At 71.1% G+C, this 22,130-nt stretch carries 23 protein-coding genes; 13 read left to right on the forward strand and 10 right to left on the reverse strand.

Features of this window, described 5'->3' with window-relative positions; translation table 11 throughout:
- The first annotated feature begins 66 nt into the window (after nt 1-66).
- Entirely contained in the window at nt 67-1,266 is a 1,200-nt protein-coding gene (locus ACZ45T_RS21925; protein WP_468443747.1) for a hypothetical protein, read from the forward strand.
- Nucleotides 1,267-2,187: 921 nt separating this feature from the next.
- On the opposite strand, the gene ACZ45T_RS21930 is transcribed toward ACZ45T_RS21925, so the two are convergent.
- From ACZ45T_RS21930 to ACZ45T_RS21940, 3 genes are all read right to left on the reverse strand, one after another.
- The gene (locus ACZ45T_RS21930) at nt 2,188-2,463 is read right to left on the reverse strand and encodes a hypothetical protein (protein ID WP_468443749.1); all 276 of its coding nucleotides are present in this window, start codon (nt 2,461-2,463) and stop codon (nt 2,188-2,190) included.
- A 434-nt stretch (nt 2,464-2,897) separates the two neighbouring features.
- Nucleotides 2,898-3,242, reverse strand: coding sequence for an acyl-CoA dehydrogenase family protein (locus ACZ45T_RS21935; RefSeq protein WP_468443751.1), 345 nt, complete (start codon nt 3,240-3,242; stop codon nt 2,898-2,900).
- 93 nt (nt 3,243-3,335) lie between these two features.
- The gene (locus ACZ45T_RS21940) at nt 3,336-4,784 is read right to left on the reverse strand and encodes an MFS transporter (RefSeq protein WP_468443753.1); all 1,449 of its coding nucleotides are present in this window, start codon (nt 4,782-4,784) and stop codon (nt 3,336-3,338) included.
- Nucleotides 4,785-4,862: 78 nt separating this feature from the next.
- Here ACZ45T_RS21940 and ACZ45T_RS21945 point away from each other — a divergent pair, with 78 nt between their 5' ends.
- A complete protein-coding gene (locus ACZ45T_RS21945) occupies nt 4,863-5,462 on the forward strand; it encodes a helix-turn-helix domain-containing protein (RefSeq protein ID WP_468443755.1) in 600 nt (199 codons plus the stop codon).
- Nucleotides 5,463-5,474: 12 nt separating this feature from the next.
- On the opposite strand, the gene ACZ45T_RS21950 is transcribed toward ACZ45T_RS21945, so the two are convergent.
- Together ACZ45T_RS21950 and ACZ45T_RS21955 are read right to left on the reverse strand one after the other, a co-directional pair.
- A complete protein-coding gene (locus tag ACZ45T_RS21950; protein ID WP_468443757.1) occupies nt 5,475-5,735 on the reverse strand; it encodes a DUF397 domain-containing protein in 261 nt (86 codons plus the stop codon).
- On the reverse strand, nt 5,695-6,543 hold the full coding sequence (locus ACZ45T_RS21955; RefSeq protein ID WP_468443759.1) for a helix-turn-helix domain-containing protein: 849 nt from the start codon (nt 6,541-6,543) through the stop codon (nt 5,695-5,697). The genes ACZ45T_RS21950 and ACZ45T_RS21955 overlap by 41 nt, the downstream gene beginning before the upstream one ends.
- A gap of 168 nt (nt 6,544-6,711) precedes the next feature.
- Here ACZ45T_RS21955 and ACZ45T_RS21960 point away from each other — a divergent pair, with 168 nt between their 5' ends.
- The 9 genes from ACZ45T_RS21960 to ACZ45T_RS22000 all read left to right on the forward strand — a co-directional run bounded on the left by ACZ45T_RS21960 (nt 6,712) and on the right by ACZ45T_RS22000 (nt 15,552).
- On the forward strand, nt 6,712-6,969 hold the full coding sequence (locus ACZ45T_RS21960; RefSeq protein WP_468443761.1) for a hypothetical protein: 258 nt from the start codon (nt 6,712-6,714) through the stop codon (nt 6,967-6,969).
- 238 nt (nt 6,970-7,207) lie between these two features.
- Nucleotides 7,208-7,381, forward strand: a complete 174-nt coding sequence (locus tag ACZ45T_RS21965; RefSeq protein WP_468443763.1) for a hypothetical protein — start codon at nt 7,208-7,210, stop codon at nt 7,379-7,381.
- Nucleotides 7,378-7,878, forward strand: coding sequence for a hypothetical protein (locus ACZ45T_RS21970; RefSeq protein WP_468443765.1), 501 nt, complete (start codon nt 7,378-7,380; stop codon nt 7,876-7,878). Before ACZ45T_RS21965 ends, ACZ45T_RS21970 begins: the two co-directional genes overlap by 4 nt.
- Nucleotides 7,879-7,975: 97 nt before the next feature.
- The gene (locus tag ACZ45T_RS21975; protein ID WP_468443767.1) at nt 7,976-8,620 is read left to right on the forward strand and encodes a class I SAM-dependent methyltransferase; all 645 of its coding nucleotides are present in this window, start codon (nt 7,976-7,978) and stop codon (nt 8,618-8,620) included.
- 463 nt (nt 8,621-9,083) lie between these two features.
- The gene (locus ACZ45T_RS21980) at nt 9,084-10,070 is read left to right on the forward strand and encodes an N-acetylmuramoyl-L-alanine amidase (protein WP_468443769.1); all 987 of its coding nucleotides are present in this window, start codon (nt 9,084-9,086) and stop codon (nt 10,068-10,070) included.
- Nucleotides 10,071-10,221: 151 nt separating this feature from the next.
- The gene (locus ACZ45T_RS21985) at nt 10,222-11,037 is read left to right on the forward strand and encodes a hypothetical protein (RefSeq protein WP_468443771.1); all 816 of its coding nucleotides are present in this window, start codon (nt 10,222-10,224) and stop codon (nt 11,035-11,037) included.
- Nucleotides 11,038-11,230: 193 nt separating this feature from the next.
- Complete coding sequence (locus ACZ45T_RS21990) at nt 11,231-12,241, forward strand: LLM class F420-dependent oxidoreductase (RefSeq protein ID WP_468443773.1); 1,011 nt, start codon at nt 11,231-11,233, stop codon at nt 12,239-12,241.
- 390 nt (nt 12,242-12,631) lie between these two features.
- Nucleotides 12,632-14,233 carry a hypothetical protein gene (locus ACZ45T_RS21995; RefSeq protein ID WP_468443775.1) on the forward strand — a complete coding sequence of 534 codons (1,602 nt, stop codon included), beginning with the start codon at nt 12,632-12,634 and terminating at the stop codon, nt 14,231-14,233.
- An 11-nt stretch (nt 14,234-14,244) separates the two neighbouring features.
- Nucleotides 14,245-15,552, forward strand: coding sequence for a hypothetical protein (locus ACZ45T_RS22000; RefSeq protein WP_468443777.1), 1,308 nt, complete (start codon nt 14,245-14,247; stop codon nt 15,550-15,552).
- Between the two features lie 89 nt (nt 15,553-15,641).
- On the opposite strand, the gene ACZ45T_RS22005 is transcribed toward ACZ45T_RS22000, so the two are convergent.
- Nucleotides 15,642-16,055 (reverse strand): hypothetical protein, encoded by a 414-nt coding sequence (locus tag ACZ45T_RS22005; RefSeq protein WP_468443779.1) that lies wholly within the window; start codon nt 16,053-16,055, stop codon nt 15,642-15,644.
- Nucleotides 16,056-16,364: 309 nt separating this feature from the next.
- Here ACZ45T_RS22005 and ACZ45T_RS22010 point away from each other — a divergent pair, with 309 nt between their 5' ends.
- Nucleotides 16,365-17,624: a DUF6923 family protein gene (locus tag ACZ45T_RS22010; protein WP_468443781.1), complete on the forward strand. Its 1,260-nt coding sequence runs from the start codon at nt 16,365-16,367 to the stop codon at nt 17,622-17,624.
- An 85-nt stretch (nt 17,625-17,709) separates the two neighbouring features.
- Here the strand turns inward: ACZ45T_RS22010 and ACZ45T_RS22015 are convergent, their stop codons facing one another.
- A complete protein-coding gene (locus ACZ45T_RS22015; RefSeq protein ID WP_468443782.1) occupies nt 17,710-18,345 on the reverse strand; it encodes a hypothetical protein in 636 nt (211 codons plus the stop codon).
- A gap of 118 nt (nt 18,346-18,463) precedes the next feature.
- Between ACZ45T_RS22015 and ACZ45T_RS22020 the strand changes: the two genes are divergently transcribed.
- Nucleotides 18,464-18,766: a hypothetical protein gene (locus ACZ45T_RS22020; RefSeq protein WP_468443839.1), complete on the forward strand. Its 303-nt coding sequence runs from the start codon at nt 18,464-18,466 to the stop codon at nt 18,764-18,766.
- Nucleotides 18,767-18,824: 58 nt separating this feature from the next.
- On the opposite strand, the gene ACZ45T_RS22025 is transcribed toward ACZ45T_RS22020, so the two are convergent.
- The 3 genes from ACZ45T_RS22025 to ACZ45T_RS22035 form a co-directional block, all read right to left on the reverse strand.
- The gene (locus ACZ45T_RS22025) at nt 18,825-19,913 is read right to left on the reverse strand and encodes a prenyltransferase/squalene oxidase repeat-containing protein (protein ID WP_468443783.1); all 1,089 of its coding nucleotides are present in this window, start codon (nt 19,911-19,913) and stop codon (nt 18,825-18,827) included.
- Complete coding sequence (locus ACZ45T_RS22030) at nt 19,910-20,644, reverse strand: class I SAM-dependent methyltransferase (protein ID WP_468443785.1); 735 nt, start codon at nt 20,642-20,644, stop codon at nt 19,910-19,912. The genes ACZ45T_RS22025 and ACZ45T_RS22030 overlap by 4 nt, the downstream gene beginning before the upstream one ends.
- 70 nt (nt 20,645-20,714) lie before the next feature.
- Complete coding sequence (locus ACZ45T_RS22035; RefSeq protein ID WP_468443787.1) at nt 20,715-22,031, reverse strand: glycosyltransferase family 4 protein; 1,317 nt, start codon at nt 22,029-22,031, stop codon at nt 20,715-20,717.
- Nucleotides 22,032-22,130: the final 99 nt, after the last annotated feature.

The raw sequence follows: 22,130 nt of genomic DNA on the forward strand, positions 1-22,130 counted from the left end.
CCCCGGCGTGCCGGGGTCGCCCTGGAACCCCTGGCCGCCCTGGCTACCCTGGGTTCCGGTTCCGCCTTGACTGCCCTGATCTCCCTGACTGCCGAGACCGCCCTGACTGCCCTGCGGACCGAGACCGCCCTGACTTCCCTGGCTTCCCGTGCCGCCTTGGCTGCCTTGGCTGCCCTGACTACCGGCACCGCCCTGACTGCCCTGCGGTCCGAGACCGCCCTGACTTCCCTGGCTGCCGAGACCCCCCTGGCTCCCCTGACTTCCTTGCGTTCCCGCGTCGCCCTGTCCGCCCTGCGCGCCAGTGCCGCCCTGGCTACCCTGGCTGCCCGTATCGCCCTGACTTCCCTGGCTTCCGGCACCGCCTTGGTTACCTTGGCTCCCCTGCGGGCCCGCATCACCCTGAGTTCCCTGGCTTCCGGCGCCGCCTTGGCTGCCTTGGCTGCCCTGGCTGCCGGCACCGCCCTGGCTGCCCTGCGGACCGAGACCGCCCTGACTTCCCTGACTGCCGAGACCCCCCTGGCTCCCCTGACTTCCTTGCGTTCCCGCGTCGCCCTGTCCGCCCTGCGCGCCCTGCGCGCCAGTGCCACCCTGGCCACCCTGGCTGCCCGTATCGCCCTGACTTCCCTGGCTTCCGGCACCGCCTTGGCTGCCCTGACTGCCCTGACTGCCCTGACTGCCCTCGGTCCCGGTGTCACCCTGAGCCCCCTGGAAGCCCTGGGGGCCCTGCGGGCCTTGGGGGCCCGGGTGTTTATGGCCCGGGTGCTTATGAGGCTTGCCGCTGCCCCCTTCGTGCTCGCCCGGCCCATGACCTTCGTGCTCGCCTGGCCCGTGACCTTCGTGCTCGCCCGGCCCGTCACCGTCGTACTCGCCCGGCCCGTCACCGTCGCCCTCGCCTGGCCCGTGACCTTCGTGCTCGCCCGGCCCATGACCTTCGTGCTCGCCCGGCCCGTCACCTTCGCCCTCGCCCGGCCAGTCACCGTCGTACTCGCCCGGCCCGTGACCTTCGTGCGCGCCCGGCCCGTCACCGTCGTCATCGGCCGTCCACTGAGTACGGGCCTTGAAATCGGCACTCACAGCGCCGTTCGGGCCTGGCACACCGAGGGAGAAATCGACGGACGCCGCTGTCGCGTTCGCTGGAGCGGTCGTCGACGAAGCAAGACCTACGGCCAAACCAAGAGTCCCCGCCGCCGAGAGCATGGTGACGGTCCGGACCCACGATCTACGCAAAGCCTGACGCTTCATCGTGGAACCTTCCTGCAGCACTGAAAGCGAATACGCATAGGTGCGCCCATTGATGGGTCACACGGGTATATCGCACCGATTTCGTCGGAGGGCATGACTAGTACCCGCACCGTTGTGCGGCCCAACCTCAGCGTTCAGCGTCCCAATTTCACCCTAGCAACCGGAAATTCTGTACCGTGGCTCACGGCGAGGGTTAACAGCGAATGTCGCTGCACTTCATGCAATTAGCGTATCGGCCTGCATTTTGGGCTGCTTTGCCTCCGCCGCTGGGGCCCTGTCCGGACTGAATGGCAGACCGTCAGTTTTTGAGTGCCCGTCAGTTGTGTGTGGCACCCGCACAGACCCGCGGCGAGGCGGCAACCTCGCGCCGGAAGCGGACGCCCCGAGTGGTCTCATCGGCTCCCCACCATGCCCATGACCGACTCGACGATCTCCCAGGTGAAGGGCCTCACACTCGCCAGGCGGGTAACGAAGAACCAGCAGCGAGACGACGGCCGTCACATTGGCGTCCCGCATGTGCAACGTGCAGCTCGGATCGTCGTCGTCCGGCGGCCGCCACAGCCCCTCCTCGGCGAACCCGAGGGCGAGGTCGCGACGGGTCCGGCCGGGTTGGTTGAAGACCTCGTGGTACCTCTTCGCCTGCTCGGCCCCGGCACACCCTCGCCCGTCGCGCTCGAAAAGAGCCGCCAGTCGGCCGAGATCGCATCACCGGTCCGGTTGTTCCAGCTGCAGACGACGCGATCGAGCCCGAGTTCTCAGCCGGGCCGACCTCGCGCGAACGTTCGAAGTCGGCCGGCACGCTCACCTTGGGCCCGGCCTCCGTACAGGACGGGGGCGTCGTCAGGTCCCTGTCCCGCCTCTGCGCCGGCGGTGGCGTGCCAGGCGTCGGCACGGGCTCCGGTACGAGCTGGCTGAAGGCTGCCACGACGTACGGCCGCCCCACGGTCAGCCCGGCGACGGCTCCAGGGCCGCCGCGCTCGCCACGGCCACCGCCGCGGCCAACGGCCAGCGGCCAGCGGCCAGGACCATCGGCGGCGCCGCACGGTGGCCGGTCCGGAAGCCGGCGCCCCGCGCACCAGCCCGCCGATCCACGACCAGCTGGTCGTGGATCGGCGTGTTCACCACCTCCGGCCCCGGCCGCGCCGAGGGCTCCAGCTCACCGACCATGGTCACCAGCTCGCGGGGGGGGGCAGCCGGTCGGCCGGATCCTTGGCCAGGCACGGCGCGATGATCGCGCGCAGGCGGGGTGGTACGGCGCTCAGGTCGGGGGCGGCGCGCACGACCTCGTACAGGATCCGCGGCACTGAGCTGCCGGCGAACGCGCCTTCCCCGTACAGGCCATGGCGTGGGTCGCGCCGAGCGGGAACACGTCGCCGGCCGGGGTGAGTTCCTGCCCCCAGGACCTGCTCGGGCGACATGAACGCGGGCGACCCGATGAGCGCGCCCGCGCGACCGCACTTCGGCGGTGGGGCGGGTCGGGTCGGCGCTCTCGTGCGTACGGATGTCCAGCGCGGCCGCGTCCACGGCGAACCAGGACGTGCCGTGCGCGGCCTCGGCGGCGAGCAGGACGAGGTCGGCCTCGCCGGCGCCGAGTACGGGTGGTGCGAGGCCGTCGAGCAGGTACCCGCCACCCTCGACGGCGACGGCGACGGCGCTCAGGCTCCCCGGACGAGCGCGACGGCCCCGACCCGGCCGGAGAGGGGCTCGGCCCCGGCCCGGTCCAGCAGGACCGAGGCCGGCGCGCCCGGCAGGAACGCTCCCGGCAGAGCGGCCCGCGCGGCCTCCTCCACCACCACGGCGAGATCGAGCAGCGTGCCGTCCTCCAGGTGCGGCTCCAGCAGTCCTTGCGCGGTCATCGCGTCCCAGTAGGCCGGCCGCACCCCAGTCTGCGGCGGGGTGTCGAGGAGCTTGCGCACCTCCTCGGGCGGCACGGCCCGCGCCACCCAGCCGCGCACCGCCTCAGCCAACTCCCTTTGTTCCTGCGTGATTCCGATGCCCATACGGATCCTCGCCCACCCTCTCCCGCCCGGTCCGGTCCGTCCCGGTCCCCCGGCCGCGGGCAAGAGTAGAACACGTTCCATTCTGACGGAAGGTCAGATCTCAACGCGTCGCGCGGCCCGGGCGCGGCCGGCCACGGCGAGGCCGAGCGCGAGGCCGATCAGCAGCGCCGCGACGGCGAAGGTGATCCGCGTGCCGGTGGCGACGGCCTCGGGGCCCGCCGTCGTGATGTCGCCCGTCGCCGCCGCGAACGCGAACACGGCGCCCATCACGGAAGCACCGGTGATCAGCCCGAGGTTGCGCGAGAGGTTGAGCATCCCGGAGACGACCCCCCGCCGGTCCGGCGGCACGTCCGCCATGACGGCGGTGGTGTTGGCCGTCTGGAAGAGCGCGTACCCGGCGGTGACGAGCACGAGGGGGGACACGTAACCCAGGACGCCGAGGCTCCTCGGCAGCACGGACAGGACGACGGCGCCGACCGCCATGGCGGCGAGCCCGGCGACGGTCATGCGCTGCGCGCCGAACCGGTCCGCGACACGGCCGGCCGGCACCCCGGCCAGCGCGGCGACCAGCGGCCCGACCGACAGGACGAGGCCGACGACGGCCGCCTGGAGGCCGAGTGCGCGGGAGAGGTGGAAGGGCCCGACGACCAGCGTGGCCATCATCACCGTGGAGACGAGCACACTCATCCCCAGGCTCGAACTCAAGCCCCGATCACGGAACATGGCCGGCTGCACCAACGGCGACGCCGCTCGCGTCTCGGCGCGCACGAAGAGGCCGACGCCGAGGACTGCGGCCACCAGCAGTGCCGCGTTGAGCACACCGAAGCTGCCGCGCCCGATCGTCATGGCGAGGGCGTAGGCGCCGAGCGTCAGCGCGAGCAGCAGGGTGCCCACGTGGTCGAAGCGGGGTCGCCGCCGGTCGGCGCCGGACATTGGCCGGTCGGCGGGCAGGTGACGGTGGGCGAGGAAGAGGGCCAGGATCCCGAGCGGCACGCTGACGAGGAAGATCGCCCGCCAGCTCAGTTCGGATATCAGCACACCGCCCAGCGACGGGCCGAGAGCGGTACCGGTCGCGGACATCGTCGCGAGCAGCCCCATGGCACTGCCCGTCCTCTCCTTCGGGACCGTGTCACCGACGAACGCCATGGTCAGGGCCATCATCACGGCCGCCCCGAGGCCCTGCGCGGCGCGCGCGGCGATCAGCACCCACAGCGAGGGCGCCAGGCCGCACAGCACCGAGGCCGCCGTGAAGAGGAGGATTCCGGCCAGCAGGAGCCGTCGGCGGCCCATGAGGTCACCGAGCCGTCCGACGCTGACGATCAGGGTGGTGATGGCGAGGAGATAGGCGAGGACGACCCACTGGACGTCCTGGAAGGAAGCGGTGAAGGCGTCGGCCAGGGTCGGCAGGGCGACATTGGCGATGCTGGTGCCGAGCGAGGACAGCAGCACGGACAGCGAAAGGCCGGCGAGGGCCCACCGGGCCGACGGCGTCCGCGTCTGCGCCTGCTCGGTGCTTGTGACTGTTTTCAGGTCTGGGCTCATGGCGCGGAGCGTGCGCCCGCCGTGTTCGGGGCGGCAACTTCTGTTGCCGATTCCGGGACGGCGGGATGGAATGCCCCCATGGCCAGCACGGACACGGACACCTCAGCGCCCTACCGCACCGTCCTCGACGAGGTCGCCCCCCGGCTCAGGCGGCTGCGCGCCCAGCGTGGCCTCACCCTGGCCGCGCTCTCCGAGGCGACCGGCATCTCCAAGAGCACCCTCTCCCGGCTGGAATCCGGCCAGCGCCGCCCCAGCCTGGAGCTGCTGCTCCCGCTCGCGGGCGTCTACCAGGTACCGCTGGACGACCTGGTCGGCGCGCCCGAGGTGGGTGATCCCCGGGTCCGGGCGACCCCGGGCAAGCTGGCGAGCGGCGGCACGTTCGTCCCGCTGTCCCGGACCCCGGGGCCCCTCCAGGCGTACAAAATGATCATCCCGGACCGGGGTACCGAGCCGGTCCTGCGCGCGCACGAGGGCTACGAGTGGCTGTACGTGCTCGACGGCCGGCTACGGCTCGTCCTCGGCGAGCACGACCTGGTCCTCGGCGCGGGCGAGGTCGCCGAGTTCGACACCCACGTGCCCCACTGGTTCAGCAGCGCCGACGGGCGCCCCGTAGAGGTCCTCAGCCTCTTCGGCAGGCAGGGCGAACGCATGCACGTCCGCGCGAAGCCCCGCGCGTGAGGGGCTCCGCGGCTACAGGGCGCTGACGAACGCGGCGAACGCGGTGGGGCTGACGGTGAAGGCGGGGCCGTCGGGGTTCTTGGAGTCCCGGACGGCGACCAGGCAGGGCTGGGTGGCGATTTCGACGCACTCGCCGCCGGTGTCAGCGCTGTACGAGGCCTTGCGCCAGGCGGCGGCGCCGAGCGGGGCGCACTCGACGCAGTCACCGCCGGTGTCTGAGCTGAACGAGGACTTACGCCACCGCGCGCCCGTCAGGTCCTGGATGATCTCCATAACGTTCCTCCAATACGCGGGCGATCAGCGCCGCCGATTTCTCCAGAGAGAGGGCGGCGGCCTGCAAATGATCGTATCGGAGCGAACCCTCCCTGAGAGCCTGCGGATTGGCCGTCATGTAACCCTGGACGAAGTCCTCGGTATAGACGAGGTCCGGGTCGTCGTCGAACCGCAGGATGTTGAACGAGCCCGGCAGCCCGGCATGGGCGCCCGCCTCGAAGGGCAGAATCTGCACCTGCACCCACTCCCGACTCTGCAGGGCCAACAAGTGGGCAAGCTGGTTCCGCATGACCTCGCGGCCGCCGATCTCCTGATGCAGCACGGCCTCGCTCAGCACCACCCACATCAATGGCGGGTTCTCGCGGTCCAGGATGCGCTGCCGCTCCATCCGGGCGGCCACCTTTGCGTCGAGGTCCCCGTCGCTCCGCACGCCCAGCACCGCCCGCGCGTACTCCTCGGTCTGCAACAGCCCGTACACCAACTGCGCCTGGTAGGTGGAGAGGTACGCCGCCCGAGCCTCCATCTCCGCGTACGCCTGGAACCACGTCGGCAACACGCTCCGCAGCACCAACCCCACCAGCCGGGAGAAGTGCCCGTCCGTGCCCAGCGCCGCGTCCACCCGCTCCGAGAAGTCCCGGGTCGGCACCCGCTTCGTGTTTTCGACCATGCCCACCAGCGAGCCGGTGCAGTAGATGATGTCGCCCAACTGCCCCTGCTTCAGCCCGGCACCCTCTCTCAGCCGGCGGAGTTCGTAGCCGTAGTAGTCCAGCGGCGATGCGCTGGGATCGAGATCGCGGACGCCGACCATGGGCAGCCACCCCCTCTAGCTCGTGTTTGGTCTCCGTAGCCGAGCGTAACCACGCGAACGCGCACAGGTAGCCCGAATCGCCTAACTGACGACGCCAGTCGAGCGAAAGAACCGCCCTGCCCCGCCCATGGCCCATAACCGGGCGCTACCGGCGGCGTTGGGGCCGTCATGGCTCACCTCACCGTCGCCCGCATCGTGTCGGGGGCAGCCCTGGCGCTCGCCGTCGGGCTCGCCTCCGCTCCCGCCGCCCAGGCCGCTCCCACCACCGAACGGCCGAGCGCCAGTCCCCTCAGCCTGGACAACCTGCTGTCACTGCGCTTCCTCACTCCGACGGTCAAGGACGCCAAGCGCCAGATCACCGGCCTCGCCTCCGGGCTGTCTCCGGCGCCGGCCAACGCCACCGGCCTCGGCAGCCTGCTCAAGTAGTCGACGAAGGGACAACCCGGCGGTCGGAGCGGCCTGCTTCCCCTCCGGGCAGATCGGGAGCGGGAACACCTTCAACGGCACGCAGAACATCAACTGCAGTCAGAGCACCTCCCAGGACATCACCAACCCGACACCCCCGGCCAATGGCCGCGGCATCACCGGGGGAGGTCATCCAGGAACTCGACGTCATCGACCCAGGGGCATCGGGCGGCGCCACGGCCCCTGCCCGGAGGGAAAGGTGACGACCGGCGGGGGTTTCGCGGGCACCGCGAACATGCGCATCGACGACGCGTTTCCGACCGAGGACGTGCCCACCACCGGCTTCACGGCGAACGCGACGAACGTCGGTGACGCGGATCCCGAGCGCCCCGGCGTCATCGTCGCCTATGCGGTCTGCGTAGACGAAGGATGAGGCTCGCCACGCGGCTGGCGGCGATCGGCGGTGCCACCCTGGCCGCGGTACTGCTCGGCGCGGGCGGCGCTCACGAGGCAGAGGACGACTCGCTGTTGTCGGTCCTCAACCTGCCCTCGATCACCCTCGTCTGTTACCCGGCCGGGCAGGTGGGCTCGCACAACACCTTCACCGGCACCCAGAACATCAATTGCTCCCAAAGCGCTGAACAAGACACGTCCAACGGGTCGGGTGGGTTCACGGGCCACGAGGTGGTGTCGACGACCCTGGAGTGCCCGGTCGGCGCGACGTGCGGCGCCACTCTCACCTGTCCGGCCGGGAAGAAGGTGACGGGCGGGGGCGTCTTCGTGAACATCGAGGCTGCGGGCATCCACGTCGTGAAGTCCGGGACGGTCCCCGGGGCGGACGCCACCAACTGGGAGGGGTACATCCACAACGGCCACACCGCCCCCGTGGACTTCACGGTCCAGGCGATCTGCGCGGACGTCGACGGCTGACGCCGCGGCGCGGGGGCGAGGCGGGCCCCGGCATGGTGCCCTACCGGGCGGTAGGGCACCATGGGCCGCCACGACACGCTGAACGCCGGAGGAACCCATGGCCGCCACCCCCAAGCCGGAGACCCTCGCCGCTTTCGAGGCCGCCAAGGGGTTCATGCCCGTACGCGAGGGCCTCGCCCTGTACGAGGCGGCCGCCGAGGCCGCCGCGCTCGGGCTGCCGCTGCTGGAGGTCGGCACGTACTGCGGCCGCTCCACCATCCTGCTGGCCGACGCCGCCCGCGAGGCCGGGGTGGCCGCGATCACCGTCGACCACCACCGCGGCAGCGAGGAGCAGCAGCCCGGGTGGGAGTACCACGACCCGACGGTCGTGGACCCGGAGATCGGTCTGATGGACACCCTGCCGACCTTCCGCCGCACCCTCCACCGCGCCGGTCTCGAAGACCACGTGATCGCGATCGTCGGACGCTCCCCGCAGGTCGCCGCCACCTGGGGCGGCAAGCTCGGCTTCGTCTTCATCGACGGCGGCCACACCGACGAGCACGCCACCGGCGACTACGAGGGCTGGGCCCCGCACGTCGCGGAGGGCGGCACGCTCGTCATCCACGACGTGTTCCCGGACCCGGCCGACGGCGGCCAGGCCCCGTACCGGATCTACCTGCGCGCCCTCGCCTCCGGTGCCTTCGATGAGATCTCGGTCACCGACTCCCTCCGCGTCCTGCGCCGCACCGGCTCCGGCATCTAGGCCGTCTCTTTCGGATCTTGCCGGGCCCGCGACGCCTGGCACCGCACCTGGCCGCGTTGTCGGGGCGCCCGCGTACGTCCAGTACGCGGCGCTCCCCTCCGCCTTGCCATGCACGGCACCAGACGCCGCGGGCTCGGCCGACAAGATCCGAAAGAGACGGCCTAGGGCCTGCCGATCAGGCCGCTGCCCGCCGGTTTCGGCGGGGCCGGGTGTGTGCCGGGGCGTCCCCGCAGGGCGCCGAACACAACACCGCCGCACTACCCGACCCCTCGCCACGTTCGGCGCCCGAGGAGACGCCCCGGCGCGCGCCCGGCCCCGTCGCAACCGGCCCCCGCACCGCCCGGGCGGCACGCCCCGCACCCGCCGACCCGCTCCAAAGAAGCGGCCTGTCCGATAAGCGCACCGCGCCCTCGGATGGCCCAGGATCCGGCCGAGCAACCGCGCAGCGGTCTAGCATCGCGGCGTGCGCTACGACGACACTCCCCCGCCCCCCGAGTCCGGCTCGTCGGTCAGTCCGGACCGGCCGTGGTTCACGCGTCGCTCCACCCTGGTCGTCGCGGTCGCCGCGGTCGCCCCGGCCTGCCTGGCGGGCTGGGTGCTGACCCAGGTGCTGACCGGGGCCGGGCCGGACGAGCAGCAGCCCAGGCTGGTGCCGCTGCCCGCCTCGCACTCGGCCCTGTCGCCGGGCCAGCGGGACGCGAAGCCGGGGGGCACGGCCACGCCGAGCGCGAGCCCCAGTACGAGCACCTCTGCCGCCGCCCCCGCGCCCGCCAAGGGCCCGCTCGCGGGCAAGACGGTGGTCATCGACCCCGGCCACAACACCGGCAACTTCCAGCACACCGATGAGATCAACCAGAAGGTGGACATCGGCACGGGCCGCAAGGAGTGCGACACCACCGGCACCACCACCAACTCCGGCTACATGGAGGCCGAGTTCACCCTCGACGTCTCCCAGCGCCTGCGGGCCATCCTGGAGGCCCAGGGCCTCAAGGTCTCCCTCACCCACCAGGCCGACCGCCCCTGGGGCCCCTGCATCAACGAGCGCGCCCGCATCGGCAACGAGGCGAACGCCGACGCCGTGGTGTCCGTCCACGCCGACGGCGTCTCCGCGGGCAACCGCGGCTTCCACGTGATCCTCCCGGCCAAGGTCAAGGGCGGCGGCGCCGACACCGCGCCGATCGTCGGACCCTCCCGCGAGCTCGGCGAGCGGATCGCCGGGAACTTCGCCCGCACCACCGGTTCTGCGCCGGCCAACTACCTCGGCAGCGGCACCGGTTTGGTCGTCCGCGACGACCTCGGCGGACTGAACCTGTCGACCCGGCCCAAGGTGTTCATCGAATGCGGCAACATGCGTGACGCCAAGGACGCGGCGCAGCTGACGAGTCCGGAGTGGCGCCAGAAGGCGGCGCAGGGCATCGCGGACGGCATCGTCGGCTTCCTCGGGGGGTAGTCCCCTCGGGAGTCCCGCCGGGACTTGGTCACCGCCCCGACCCCTTCGGCCGCGCGGAACCTCCGTACCATGGTGCCCGCCCGCCCGCTCCGGGCATGGTCTGCGCATGCGGCACCACGAGACGACCGAGACCGAGAAGGACACCTAAGACGTGAACATCCGCTCCCTCACTCGAGGCGACGGCGTGGTGATCGGAGCAGCGGTGCTGCTGTTCATCGCCTCGTTCCTCGATTTCTACTCCATGACCGGCGCCGACCTGCCGAACGCGTGGGACACCGACTCCTACGCCCTGGTGCTCCCCACGGTCTTCCTCATCGGCTTCATCGCCGTCGGCCTGCTCATCGCCGGCCGTTTCCAGCCGGAGACCCGCAAGGTCCTGGGCCTGCCGCTGTCGGCGTGGGGCAGCGTGCTCGCCGTCTCGGCGGCCTGGTCCGCGCTGTGGGCCCTGATCACCTGCCCGTCCCGGGTCGACCTGGGCGCGGGCGCGATCCTCGCCTTCCTCGGCACCCTGGCCCTGGCCGGTGTCGCCCTCTTCGGCGCCAAGGTCCCGGCGCTCGCGGGTCAGCTCGTGCCGGAGCCGAAGCCGGCCGCCGTCCCGCCGTACGGGGGCCAGCCGCAGCCCGGCGCCGGGTACGGCTACCCGGGCGGCCAGCAGCCGCAGCCCTACGGCTCCACCCCGCAGCCGGTCCCGCCGTACGGCGGCACCCCGCAGGACGCCCACCAGGCGGCGGCTCCGACCCCGACTCCGGCACCCACCCCGGCGGCGGACTTCACCCCGTTCTGGTTCGCCGTTCCGGTGGCCCGCCCCCTCTTCGCGGAGGACGGCTCACCCACCCCGATCGCGGAACTCGCCCCGGGCACCTGGTACCTGGCCGTCGAACAGCGCGGCCCGGCCACCCTGATCGCCCAGACCCAGGACGGCCGCCGCGGCATCCTGAACGACACCTCGGGCATCCAGCGCGGCTAAGCATCAGCCCCGCCGGCACAATCCAGCCCCGCCGGCGTTTGAGGCGCGGGGTCCGGGGCAGCGCCCCGCAACGGCGCCGCACCCACCGGACCCACCGCACGGCCCCCCACCCTTCCCGGGCGGGGGGCCGTTGCCATACCCTGACGCACATCTGACGCCCCGTCAGAAACCACCTCGCCGGAGGGGACCGTACATGCGCCTAGGACTCGCACTCGGCTACTGGGGCCGCGGCCCCAACCCCACCCACCTCGACCTCGCCACCCTCGCCGAGAACCTCGGCTACGACTCGGTGTGGACCGCGGAGGCCTGGGGCTCGGACGCCTTCACCCCGCTGACCTGGATCGCCGCGCACACCTCCCGCATCCGCCTCGGCACGGCCATCGCGCAGATGGCCGCCCGCACCCCCACCGCCACCGCCATGCAGGCCCTGACCCTGGACCACCTCTCCGGCGGCCGGATGATGCTGGGCCTGGGCCTGTCCGGGCCGCAGGTGGTCGAGGGCTGGTACGGGCGGCCCTTCCCCGCGAGCCCGCTCACCGCGACGCGCGAGTACGTCGACGTCATCCGCCAAGTGCTGCGCCGCGAGGGCCCGGTCGCACTGGACGGCCGCTTCCACAGCCACCCGTACCGCGGCGAGGACGGCACCGGGATCGGCAAACCCCTCAAGCCCATCACCCACCCGCTCCGGGCCGACCTCCCGGTCCTGCTCGGCGCCGAGGGCCCGAAGAACATCGCCCAGACCACCCGGATCGCGGACGGCTGGCTGCCCCTGTACTGGTCGCCGACCCGCACGGACGTCTACCAGGCCTCGCTCACCGACCTCCCCGACGACTTCATGATCGCCCCGATGGCCCGCGCCAAGGTGTGCGACGACGTCGCGGAAGGCCTCCTGCCGGTCAAGGCGATGCTCGGTTTCTACATCGGCGGCATGGGCCACGCGGCCCGCAACTTCCACGCCGACCTGATGGCCCGCATGGGCTACGAGGAGGAGGCCCGCCGCATCCAGGAGCTGTTCCTCGCCGGGCGCAAGGAGGAGGCCGTACTGGCCGTCCCGGACGCCTTCGCCGACGAGATCTCGCTGATCGGCCCCCGCGAGCGGATCGCCGAACGCCTGGACCTGTGGCGCAAGGGCCCCGTCACCGACCTGCTCCTCACGGCCCCGGACCCCCACACCCTGCGCGTCCTGGCCGAACTCAACAGCTAGGGGGTGTCTTGCCGATCAGGCCGGGCTCGCGACGCCTGCCACGCACGCTCGCCGCGTTGTCGTCACTCACCGACGCTCCGCGTCGACTCCTCCCCCTGCCTTCGGCGGGGGGACCCCCACCTCCGCCTTGCGATCGCACGCGTCAGACGCCGCTCCCTGACCCGGCCTGACCGACAAGACACCCCCTAGCGACCGACCCGATCATCGGGGTTCCTCCATTATCGGGTGAGCCCTCTTATCCCCCTCAAGAGACCTTGCTGGCGCGGCAATTGAACGACGCGCCGACCGTGTGGTTACGCTCCGTTTTCCCCGGATATGGTCGAACAGAGGGGCATACGGGTGGGAAATACGGTTGGCGGCCTTGAGAGGCCACCCCACGGAAGGAAGACGGTGCAGCAGCACTGTCTGAGCCTGATCCTGGTTCTCGCCGTCTGCACGGGGCTTCTCGCCGTGCTGACGCCGACGGCCAGCGCCGCGCCCAACGTGAAGGTGACGGTCACGCTCGACCGCATCAGGGCGCTGAACAGCTCCGAGGAAGGGGCGTGCGGGTCGGTCGACTGGTACGCCAAGGTCTTCATCAACGGCGTGGCGTTCAACAACGAGGACACCGAGGAACAGGACGAGCTGGAGGGCCAGACCGACATCAGCCCGCCGGGCGGCTGGGAGTTCTCCACCGAGGTCGACGTCGCCACCCTCGATCAGAGCAGCGGCGTCGCGAAGCTCCCCGTCACCATCGAGGTGTGGGACGAGGACGGCGGCTTCTGCGCCGGCGACGACCAGTACGACGCGTCGCCCGTGGTGGGACGGGGCATCAACTTCTCGATGGGCGTCTCCCCGTGCCGGGTGTTCTTCGGCCCGGGCGACGGAGAGGCCTGCGCGGGCACCCGCGTCTCCTCCGGCACCGCGGAGGACCGGGCCGAAGTGACGTACAGGGTGGAGGCGGATGATCCGCCCAGCGCCCCGGGCCTGCGCATCAGGTGCACCACCAACCCCATCTCGCCCACCGTGGGCAACCCCGTGACGATCACGGCCACCGCGCTCGACGGTGCGCTGATGCCCACCGTGATCGCCGACGAGCTGCAGATCGTGGCCGTGCGGAACGTCTCGGGCACCTCGGAACGCGTGCCGGTGGCCGACCGGAGGGTGTCCGGCGCGAACAGTACGTCCGTCACGTTCACTCCCGGCGAAGGCGGGGACCTCCTCTACGGCTGCCGTCTACGCGAGGGCACCACGGGGCTCTTCACCGGCTGGCGCCGCGTGGACGTCAATCCCGGCAGCTCGGCCGAGCCGCGGCCGATCTCCTACAGCGGCCCCCGCTCCAGCCGGCTCGACATCGTGTTCATCGCGGACCGCGACAGCTACACGGGCCCCGACGACCCGCAGTTCCTGACCGACGTCCGCTCCGTCATCGACACCTCCTACTACGGCTTCGACAACTTCCTCGCCAACCAGGACAAGTTCAACTTCTGGATCGCGCGTGCGCAGGCACGGGCCGACGACTTCACCGACGGAGACTGCGACCACGACCTCCCCGACAACTGGGACGACGCGTTCGCCTTCGCGGACGCCGGTGCCATCCTGCACCGCAAGAACCAACGCGACTGCGCCCTGCGCGGAGACCGCATCTTCTCCGGCGTGGTCGACCCGGCGGTCCGGTCGGACGCGCTCCAGGTGGTCACCCACGAGACCGGGCACCAGCCCTTCGGGCTCGCGGACGAGTACCCCCTGATCGGCGGCTACTGGCAGCAGGAGGTCGCGCCCAACGTCTACGAGGACATGGCCAGCTGCATCGTCGACGCGCCCGCCCTGAACCGTGAGGCGACCGCCTGCCACCAGTGGGAGCGGACGACCGACTGGTGGCCCGACCCGGACTGGTTCAGTTCTGAACCCACCCCCAACGACGTGATGTTCAACAACACCGGTCCGGCGAACGCCGCCGACCTCAGGAGATACAAGCTGATCTACGACGACTGCTCGTCGGCGAAATGCTGAAGGGGGCCACGATGAACCGTCACCGTCACCGTTACCGTTCACTGTTCGCGGTGCTCGTCATGGTGGTGCTCACCCTGGTGATCGCCCCGCTGCGCGGCTCGGCCGTTCCCAGTGACGACCCCGATCCGGCCACCGTCCCGCTGCCCGTCCTCGACAACGACGACCCCGCGAAAGCGGTCGTCGCACGGGTCACCTTCGGCAGCCGCACCCAAGCCACCGTCGACCGTACGTCGGTCAGCCTTCAGCGGGCCCACACGCACATCGGCGACCCGCCGATCCTGAAGCTGAACCTCACGGACGTGGACGGCACCGTGACCGACCGGCTGAACGCGTGGAGTCCCCTGTGGGTCTTCTCGCACGGCGACCAAGAGCGCATGGACATCAAGCAGAGCGGATCGGGCAGCTTCATCGTGCCCTTCTCGCCGGCGCTCTCCACCATCACCATCAACGACGTGGCCTTGAACCGGGACGTCCTCACGGTGGACGTCAAGCCGGCGATCCGCGACTTCTGCGTGGCCCACCCCGACGATCCCGACTGCCTGGAGAGCGACCTGTCGGTCGACGCCGTGGCGCCGACCGCCCCGCTGTTCGCGGTGCTGGGCAAGCCCGTCACCGTGACCGTCGCCAGCACCGTCTCCAACGCCGGACCGGACGGCCCGACCGACGCCCGGGTGGAGCGCACGGTGGTCGCCGGGGCGGGCGTGACCGTCACCCCCACCGCGGCGGAGACGACGGACGTCGCCCTGGCCGTGGGCACACCGCAGCGATTGGAGAAGAGCTACTCCGTCACCTGCACCGAGCCGGGTGCGCACACCCTGGACTTCACCACGTCCGTGGCGGCCAAGCGTGCCTCGGTGATCGATCCCAACGCCGCCAACAACCGGCGCACCGAACGGCTGACGGTCGACTGCGCCGTCCCGGTCACCATCAACGTCCAGCCGGGCAGCACCAGGAACCCGGTCAACCTCAATGGCAGCACCCTGCCGGTGGCCGTGCTGACCACCACGGCGGGCGAGTACGGCAACCCGCTCGCCTTCGACGCGACCAGGATCGACGCGGCCTCGCTGCGCTTCGGATCCCCGAGCCTGCTGCTGCTCGGCAGGGGGGTACCCGAGATCCACAACAGGATCCATCCCGAGGACAGCCTGGAGCGGGACGAGGTGAGGCGTGACGGCGACCTGGACGCGCTCACGCACTACCGGCCCCGCGACCTCGCTCTGACCCCGGCCGATACCAGCGGCTGCGTCTTCGGGCGCTACCGCGGCCCGAACGGACCGCTCAGCTTCTACGGCTGCGACGACATCACGGTCATCGGCTAGGAGGCGCCGGCGCCGGGCGGGGAACGGCTGAGTGCGGCCGTCCCCCGCCCGGCGACCTGCGTCCAGGGCTTCCAGGGCTTCCAGGAGCCTCAGGCTGTGTCGTCGTCGGCCACCGCCTGCGGCACCGCCGCCAGCAGTTCGCGCACGTCCAGCGGCATGACGGCGATCTCGATGCTCCCGCCGCCCTCATAGGTGCACGTCACGATCCGCGAGCCGGGGTTGATGGAGATGCCCTCCTTCACGGACGGGACCCGCACGCCGGTGGCGCGGCCGCCGGGCAGCGGCAGGGGCTCGCCGCGCGCCGGGACCCAGCGGGCCGCGCCCTCGCCCTGGTCCGCGTACAGCCGGCCCGCCCGCCAGCGCCCCTCACCGGCCGGTCTCCGCGCCATGCCGGGAATCCCGGCCACGGGCCCGGCGGCCACCCGCGCGAGGTGCTTGCGCCGCAGCAGCCACCCGGCTCCCACGGCGCCGAGGACGACCACCACGATCTCGATCACGTTCACCAGCCCCATTCAAACAGGCCGGTACGCCGGTCAACGACACGGCCAGGCAGACGTTCCGATGATCCGAAAGATGCCCGGGTATTTCCCTGGTGCATTGGAGCGAACTCCTTCCCCATATCCCGAGCCGCGATATTCGACCCGACATGCATTGTGCTGATCCTTGTCCGTCACATCCGGCACACACTGAGGGGGCCTCCGTCATGGGGCCCTGTCCGCCTTGAGCGTGAAAGGTGCATGTTCGTGATCCGAGGAACAAATGGGCCGAAGCACGGAAAGCGGCGGCTGCGCGCGCTTTCCGCACTGGGTGCGGTGGGTATCGTCGCAGGACTCGCTACCAGCCTGCCGGCATCACCGGCCGGCGCCGTCCAGGCCCCCGCGGCGGCTGTCGCACAGAATCCGCACCACGGGAAGAACGGCGTTGAGTGCGACGGGAAGGTCTACGCCTCGTTCGGCAACCCGGAGGACCAGCTCTACACCGCCGACAGAGGGCCCGGAACGTACCAGTTCACGCCGCTGGGCAACCCGACGCCGTTCCTCTACAACGCCATCGGCGTGAACCCGCGCGACCGCTTCCTCTACGGGACCACGTTCGGCAACGCGAACAACGACCTGGTCCGCTTCGACCGCAATGGCGACTTCACCAACCTCGGTCAGATTGAAGGTCTCGATCCCGCGCTCTACATCTCGGGAACGTTCGACGACAAGGGCAACTACTACATCCTGGCGGACAATACGGACAGGATCTTCATCGTCGACGTCAAGTCCAACTCGGTCAAGGGTTTCATCGACGTCCCTGGGCTGGACAGCCCGCAACTCGACATCTTCGACATCGCGTTCCGCGACGGATTCCTGTGGGGCTCGACCGAGAACGGCGAGATCGCGCGCATCGACATCGCCACTGGGAACCTGGACTTCTTCCCCGGTGTCCTTCCGAGCGGTTCGGACTTCGGCGGCGTCTTCGTGTACGGCAACGGCGATCTCGGATTCTTCCGCAATTCAAACGGAGAGCTCTTCCGGGTGCACGTGAAGAACGCGACCTCCGCCGACCCCGAGTTCACGATCCTGTCGACGCAGGACCAGGTCCCTGAGCAGGAGCTCACGAACCTCGACGCCACCTCCTGCTTCCTCGACTCCAAGGCCGACCTCGCGGTGCACAAGCGAGCTCCGAAGGAAGTCACGTCGGGCGGCGAGATCACCTACCGCATCACGGTGAAGAACGTGAGCAAGGAGGAGAAGGAGAAGGGCAGCGGGAAGGGCAAGGACAAGGACAAGGGCACAGGCGACTCCTCCGGCTGGTCCCTGACCGACTACCTCCCGGCGGAGCTCCTGTCGCCCTCCACCTCGACCGAAGGGTGCGAGATCACCGACGGCCTCCTGTCCTGCACGGGTGGTCCGCTGGCGAAGGGCGGCAAGGTCGAGATCGAGGTGACCGGCACCGCGGCCCACGTCCTGGAGCCCACGACCGTGGAGAACACCGCCACGGTGTACGGCGACGACAAGGACCCGCACAAGCACAACGACAAGGACACCGCGTCCACCCTCATCACGCCAGGGGACAGCGCCCGGTAGTGCTGTGACATGCGGCGCGCCACGCCGCCGGGGCCCCTTCGGGTGGGGCCCCGGCGGCATCGGTGTGCCTGCGAGCCTGCCGGCGCTAGCCGGCGAGCTGGGAAGCGCTCGGCACCTTGTCGACGACCTCGGCGCCCGCACCCTTGCCGGCCTCCTTGACGCCCTTGATCACATTGTCGAAGTTGGCGATGTCGGCGTCCCCCGCGTCGCCCTTGCGGAGCTTGCTGCCGAGGCCCTTGAGGGACTCGATGCCCGCCGTCAGCGGGACCATCGCCTTCGACAGCAGCGGGTCGCCCTTGGCGTTGTCGGCGGCGGCCTTCAGCCGGTTGTACGCGAACGCGCCCGCGAGGCCCGCCTTGATGAGGGCGAAGGTGCGCCCCTTGGCGCCCTTCTTGAACTTGCCCTCGCGGTACGGCTTGACGATCCACTGGTAGGTGGCCCCGGCCGCGAGCCCCGCGTTGGCCACGAAGCGCGTCTTGGCGAACTTCTGCCGCTCCGCGGAGGTGCTGGGCGAGGGCGTCGACGCGGCCAGCTCGTCGGCTTCGGCGGCGGCCGGCTCCGCGGCGGCGAGGGCGGCCAGCTCCCCCATCGAGGCGGCGGAGAGCTCCTCCCGCCGGCTGCTGTCGCCGCCGCTGCTGCCGCAGGCGGTGGCTCCGGCCAGCAGCGCGGTGGACAGCACCACCGCCGTGAGGGCGCGACGGAAACGGACGGTCGTGGGCATGGACACGGCTTCCTCCGGGGACTGGGAGATCTTCCGCAGCCTCACCCGAACCGCCCCGATCCACCACTGGGGGGACCCGTTCGGGTTTGCGGCGCGCCCGGGCGGCAAGACGCGTGACATGCGCACACACACCCGAGTACACGCCCGAGGTAGCAGTCAGGCAGGCCGGGCCGTCGCACTGGTGGCGGACGTGCTCGCCTTCGTGATCGTCCTGTGGATCCTGCTGTACCTGCTGGACGCCAACCGCGGCAACGAGCTGGTGGAGTTCGTCCACGACACCGCATCCTGGCTGGCCGGCTGGTCCTACGACCTGTTCACCTTCAGCCGCGAATGGGTCCAGGTCGTCATCGGCTACGGCCTGGCCGCGGTGGTCTACATCATCGTCGGACACGCCGTCGCCGGCTGGCTGTACCGCCGCTGACCTTCGGCAAAGGGCCTTCCCCCACCGCCCACGGTGGGGGAAGGCCCTCGTCCGCACCTCAACGGCAGCAGTCGGGCTCCAGCCCGGCCGGGAGCGAGGTCCCGCCGAACACCGCGGTGGTGGCCTCGTCCCCGCCCAGCGCCGCGACGGCGAGCAGCAGGGACCCGGCGGTCCAGGTGGTCTGCTCGACCGGCCACACCGCCTTGTCCTGGAAGACGTACCCGGTCCAGTACATGCCGTTGTCCGCACGCAGGTGGGTGATCGACCGCAGGACGTCCAGCGCCCGGTCGGACTCCCCCGTCGCCCACAGCGCGAGCGCCAGCTCGCAGGACTCGCCGCCCGTCACCCACGGGTTCGGCAGGACGCAGCGCACGCCCAGGTCCGGGACGACGAACTCGTCCCAGCGGTCCTCGATGCGCGCCTTGGCCTCGGCGCCGGTCAGGGCACCGCCGAGGACCGGGTAGTACCAGTCCATCGAGTAGTGGTTCTTGTCGAGGAACCGCTCCGGGTGGCGGCGGATCGCGTGCCCCAGCGCGCCCGCGGCGAGCTCCCAGTCGGGCTGCGGCTCCTCGCGGTGCTCGGCGATGGCCAGCGCGCAGCGCAGCGCCTGGTGGATGGAGGAGGAGCCGGTGAGCAGGGCGTCGGTGACGGCCGTGCCGTCCGACTCCCGCTTCCAGCCGATCTCGCCGCCCGGCTGCTGGAGCGTCAGGACGCACTCCACCGCCGCGTAGACGGCGGGCCACATGCGGTCGAGGAAGGCGTCGTCGCCGGTGGAGAGGTAGTGGTGCCAGACGCCGACGGCTATGTACGCGGTGAAGTTGGACTCCCGGCTCGCGTCCTGCGGCTCGGCGGTGTCCACCCCCTCCGGCCGGTCGGCGTAGGCCGCGTACCAGGAGCCGTCCTGGTTCTGGTGCCGCGCCAGCCACGCGTACGCGCGCTCGGCGGCCTCGTGCTCACCGGCCGCGTCCAGCGCCATCGCGGCCTCGGTGTGGTCCCACGGGTCCAGGTGGTGCCCGCGGAACCACGGTATGGCCCCGTCCTCCCGCTGACCGGCGAGGATGCCCGCGGCGGTCTCGGCGGCCTGCTCGGCGGTCAGTACGCCGTCCAGGACGAGGTGTTCGGGTGCGGTGCGCCCCGGCGAGGTCACAGGGCGGCGCCGACGGGGAGGTGCGGCTTGGTCGCGTACGCCACGAAGCTCTTGCCGATGACCGGATTCAGGGCCTGCTCGGCGAGCCGCGTGGCCAGCGGCTTCTTCATGATGTCCCAGACCAGGAGCTTGTGGTACGCCTTGACGGGCAGCGCCTGGTCGTTGTCGACACCGAAGGCGCACTTGAGCCACCAGTACGGGGAGTGCAGCCCGTGCGCGTGGTGCGTGCCGTACGGCTTGAGGCCGGCGGCCTTCATCTTGCCGAGCAGCTCGTCCGCCTTGTAGATGCGGATGTGGCCGCCCTCGACCTCGTGGTAGGCGTCGGAGAGCGCCCAGCAGATCTTCTCGGGGCCGTAGCGCGGCACGGTGATGGCGATGCGCCCGCCGGGCTTGAGCACGCGCACCATCTCGGCGAGCACGCCCTTGTCGTCGGGGATGTGCTCCATCACCTCGGAGATGATGACGACGTCGAAGGACTCGTCGGGGAAGGGCAGGGCGAGCGCGTCGCCCTCCATGGCGGTGGCGGTGGCCCCGGCGGGGGCCTCACCGGCCTCCCTCATGGCGGCGAACCACTTGGCGACCTCGCGGATCTCCTCGCCGTTGCGGTCGACGGCGACCACCTGGGCGCCTCTCCGGTAGCACTCGAAGGCGTGCCGGCCTGCGCCGCAGCCCAGATCGAGTACGCGGTCGCCTGCGGCGAGCGGGAACCGGGAGAAATCGACGGTCAGCACGGGGTCCTGCCTTCGCGGTCGCGGTGGTGTACGGAGAGGGTGGTGCGGAGGAAGCGCAAGGGGCGGAGGCTCACTTCGCGCGACGGGTCCGGGCGCCGGCCTGCTCGATGGCGGCGCGGTAGTGCGCGGCGGTCCCCTCGGCGGCCTTGGCCCAGGTGAAGCGGGTCAGGACCCGCTCGCGCCCGGCCTCGCCGAGGCGGGCCCGCAGCTCCGGGTCGCCCAGCATCCGGCCCAGCGCACCGGCCAGCGCGCCCGCGTCGCCCGGGGGCACCGCGAGGCAGGTCTCGCCGTCGGGACCGGCGACTTCGGGGATCGCGCCGCCGGTGGTGGCGACGAGCGGGGTACCGGTGGCCATGGCCTCGGCCGCCGGGAGCGAGAAGCCCTCGTAGAGCGAGGGCACGCAGGCCACCTGGGCGCTGCGCACCAGGTCGACGAGTTCGGCGTCGGTGATGCCCTTGACGAAGCGGACGGCGTCCTGGAGCCCGAACGTCTCGATGGCGCGGGCGACCGGCCCGCGCTCGGCGCGCTTGCCGACGACCACGAGGTGGGCGTCGGGCTGCTCGGTGCGCAGCTTCGCGAGCGCCTCGACGAGGTAGACGAGCCCCTTGAGCGGCACGTCGGCGCTGGAGGTGGTGACGATCCGCCCCGGCACCTCTTCGACGGAGGGGTCCGGCGACCACAGGTCCGTGTCGGCGCCGATGTGCACGACGTGGATGCGCTCGTCGCGGACGCCCAGGTGCTGGGCGATCTCCTGCTTGGAGGATCCGGAGACGGTGAGCACGGACGGCAGCCGGCGGGCCACGCGGCCCTGCATGCGGGTGAAGGCGTACCAGCGGCGCACGGAGAGCCGCTTCTTGCGGTCCTTCGCGGCGTCGAGGTCGAGCTGCCGGTCGACGGTGATGGGGTGGTGAATGGTCGTCACCAGCGGCGCGCCGAGATCGCCGAGCAGGCCGTATCCCAGGGTCTGGTTGTCGTGGATGACGTCGAACTCACCCGCGCGGGCGGCGAGATGGCGCCGGGCCCGCAGCGAGAAGGTCAGGGGTTCGGGGAAGCCGCCGGTCCACATGGTGGCGACCTCGAGGGCGTCGATCCAGTCCCGGTACTCGTCGCGCTTCGGCGTACGGAAGGGGTCCGGGCTGCGGTACAGGTCCAGGCTCGGGAGCTCGGTGAGCGTGGCGCCGGTGTCGAGCACGGGGTAGGGCTGCGCGCCGATGACCTCGACGGAGTGGCCCAGACGGACGAGCTCACGCGAGAGGTGGCGGACGTAGACGCCCTGGCCGCCGCAGAACGGGTTCCCCTTGTACGTGAGGAGCGCGATGCGGAGCGGGCGGTCGCCGTCGGTGGCGGAACCCGCGAAAGGGCTCGTCACCATGGCCTCAGCGGTCACTCTCGCGCCCCCTTTTCGCTGCACTTTCGCCGGAGCGTAACCGCTCGGATAATGTAGAACAAGTTTCAGACTTGATCCGTCGAAGACCATTGAATCTAC

This window comes from Streptomyces sp. NPDC030995, assembly GCF_055571215.1.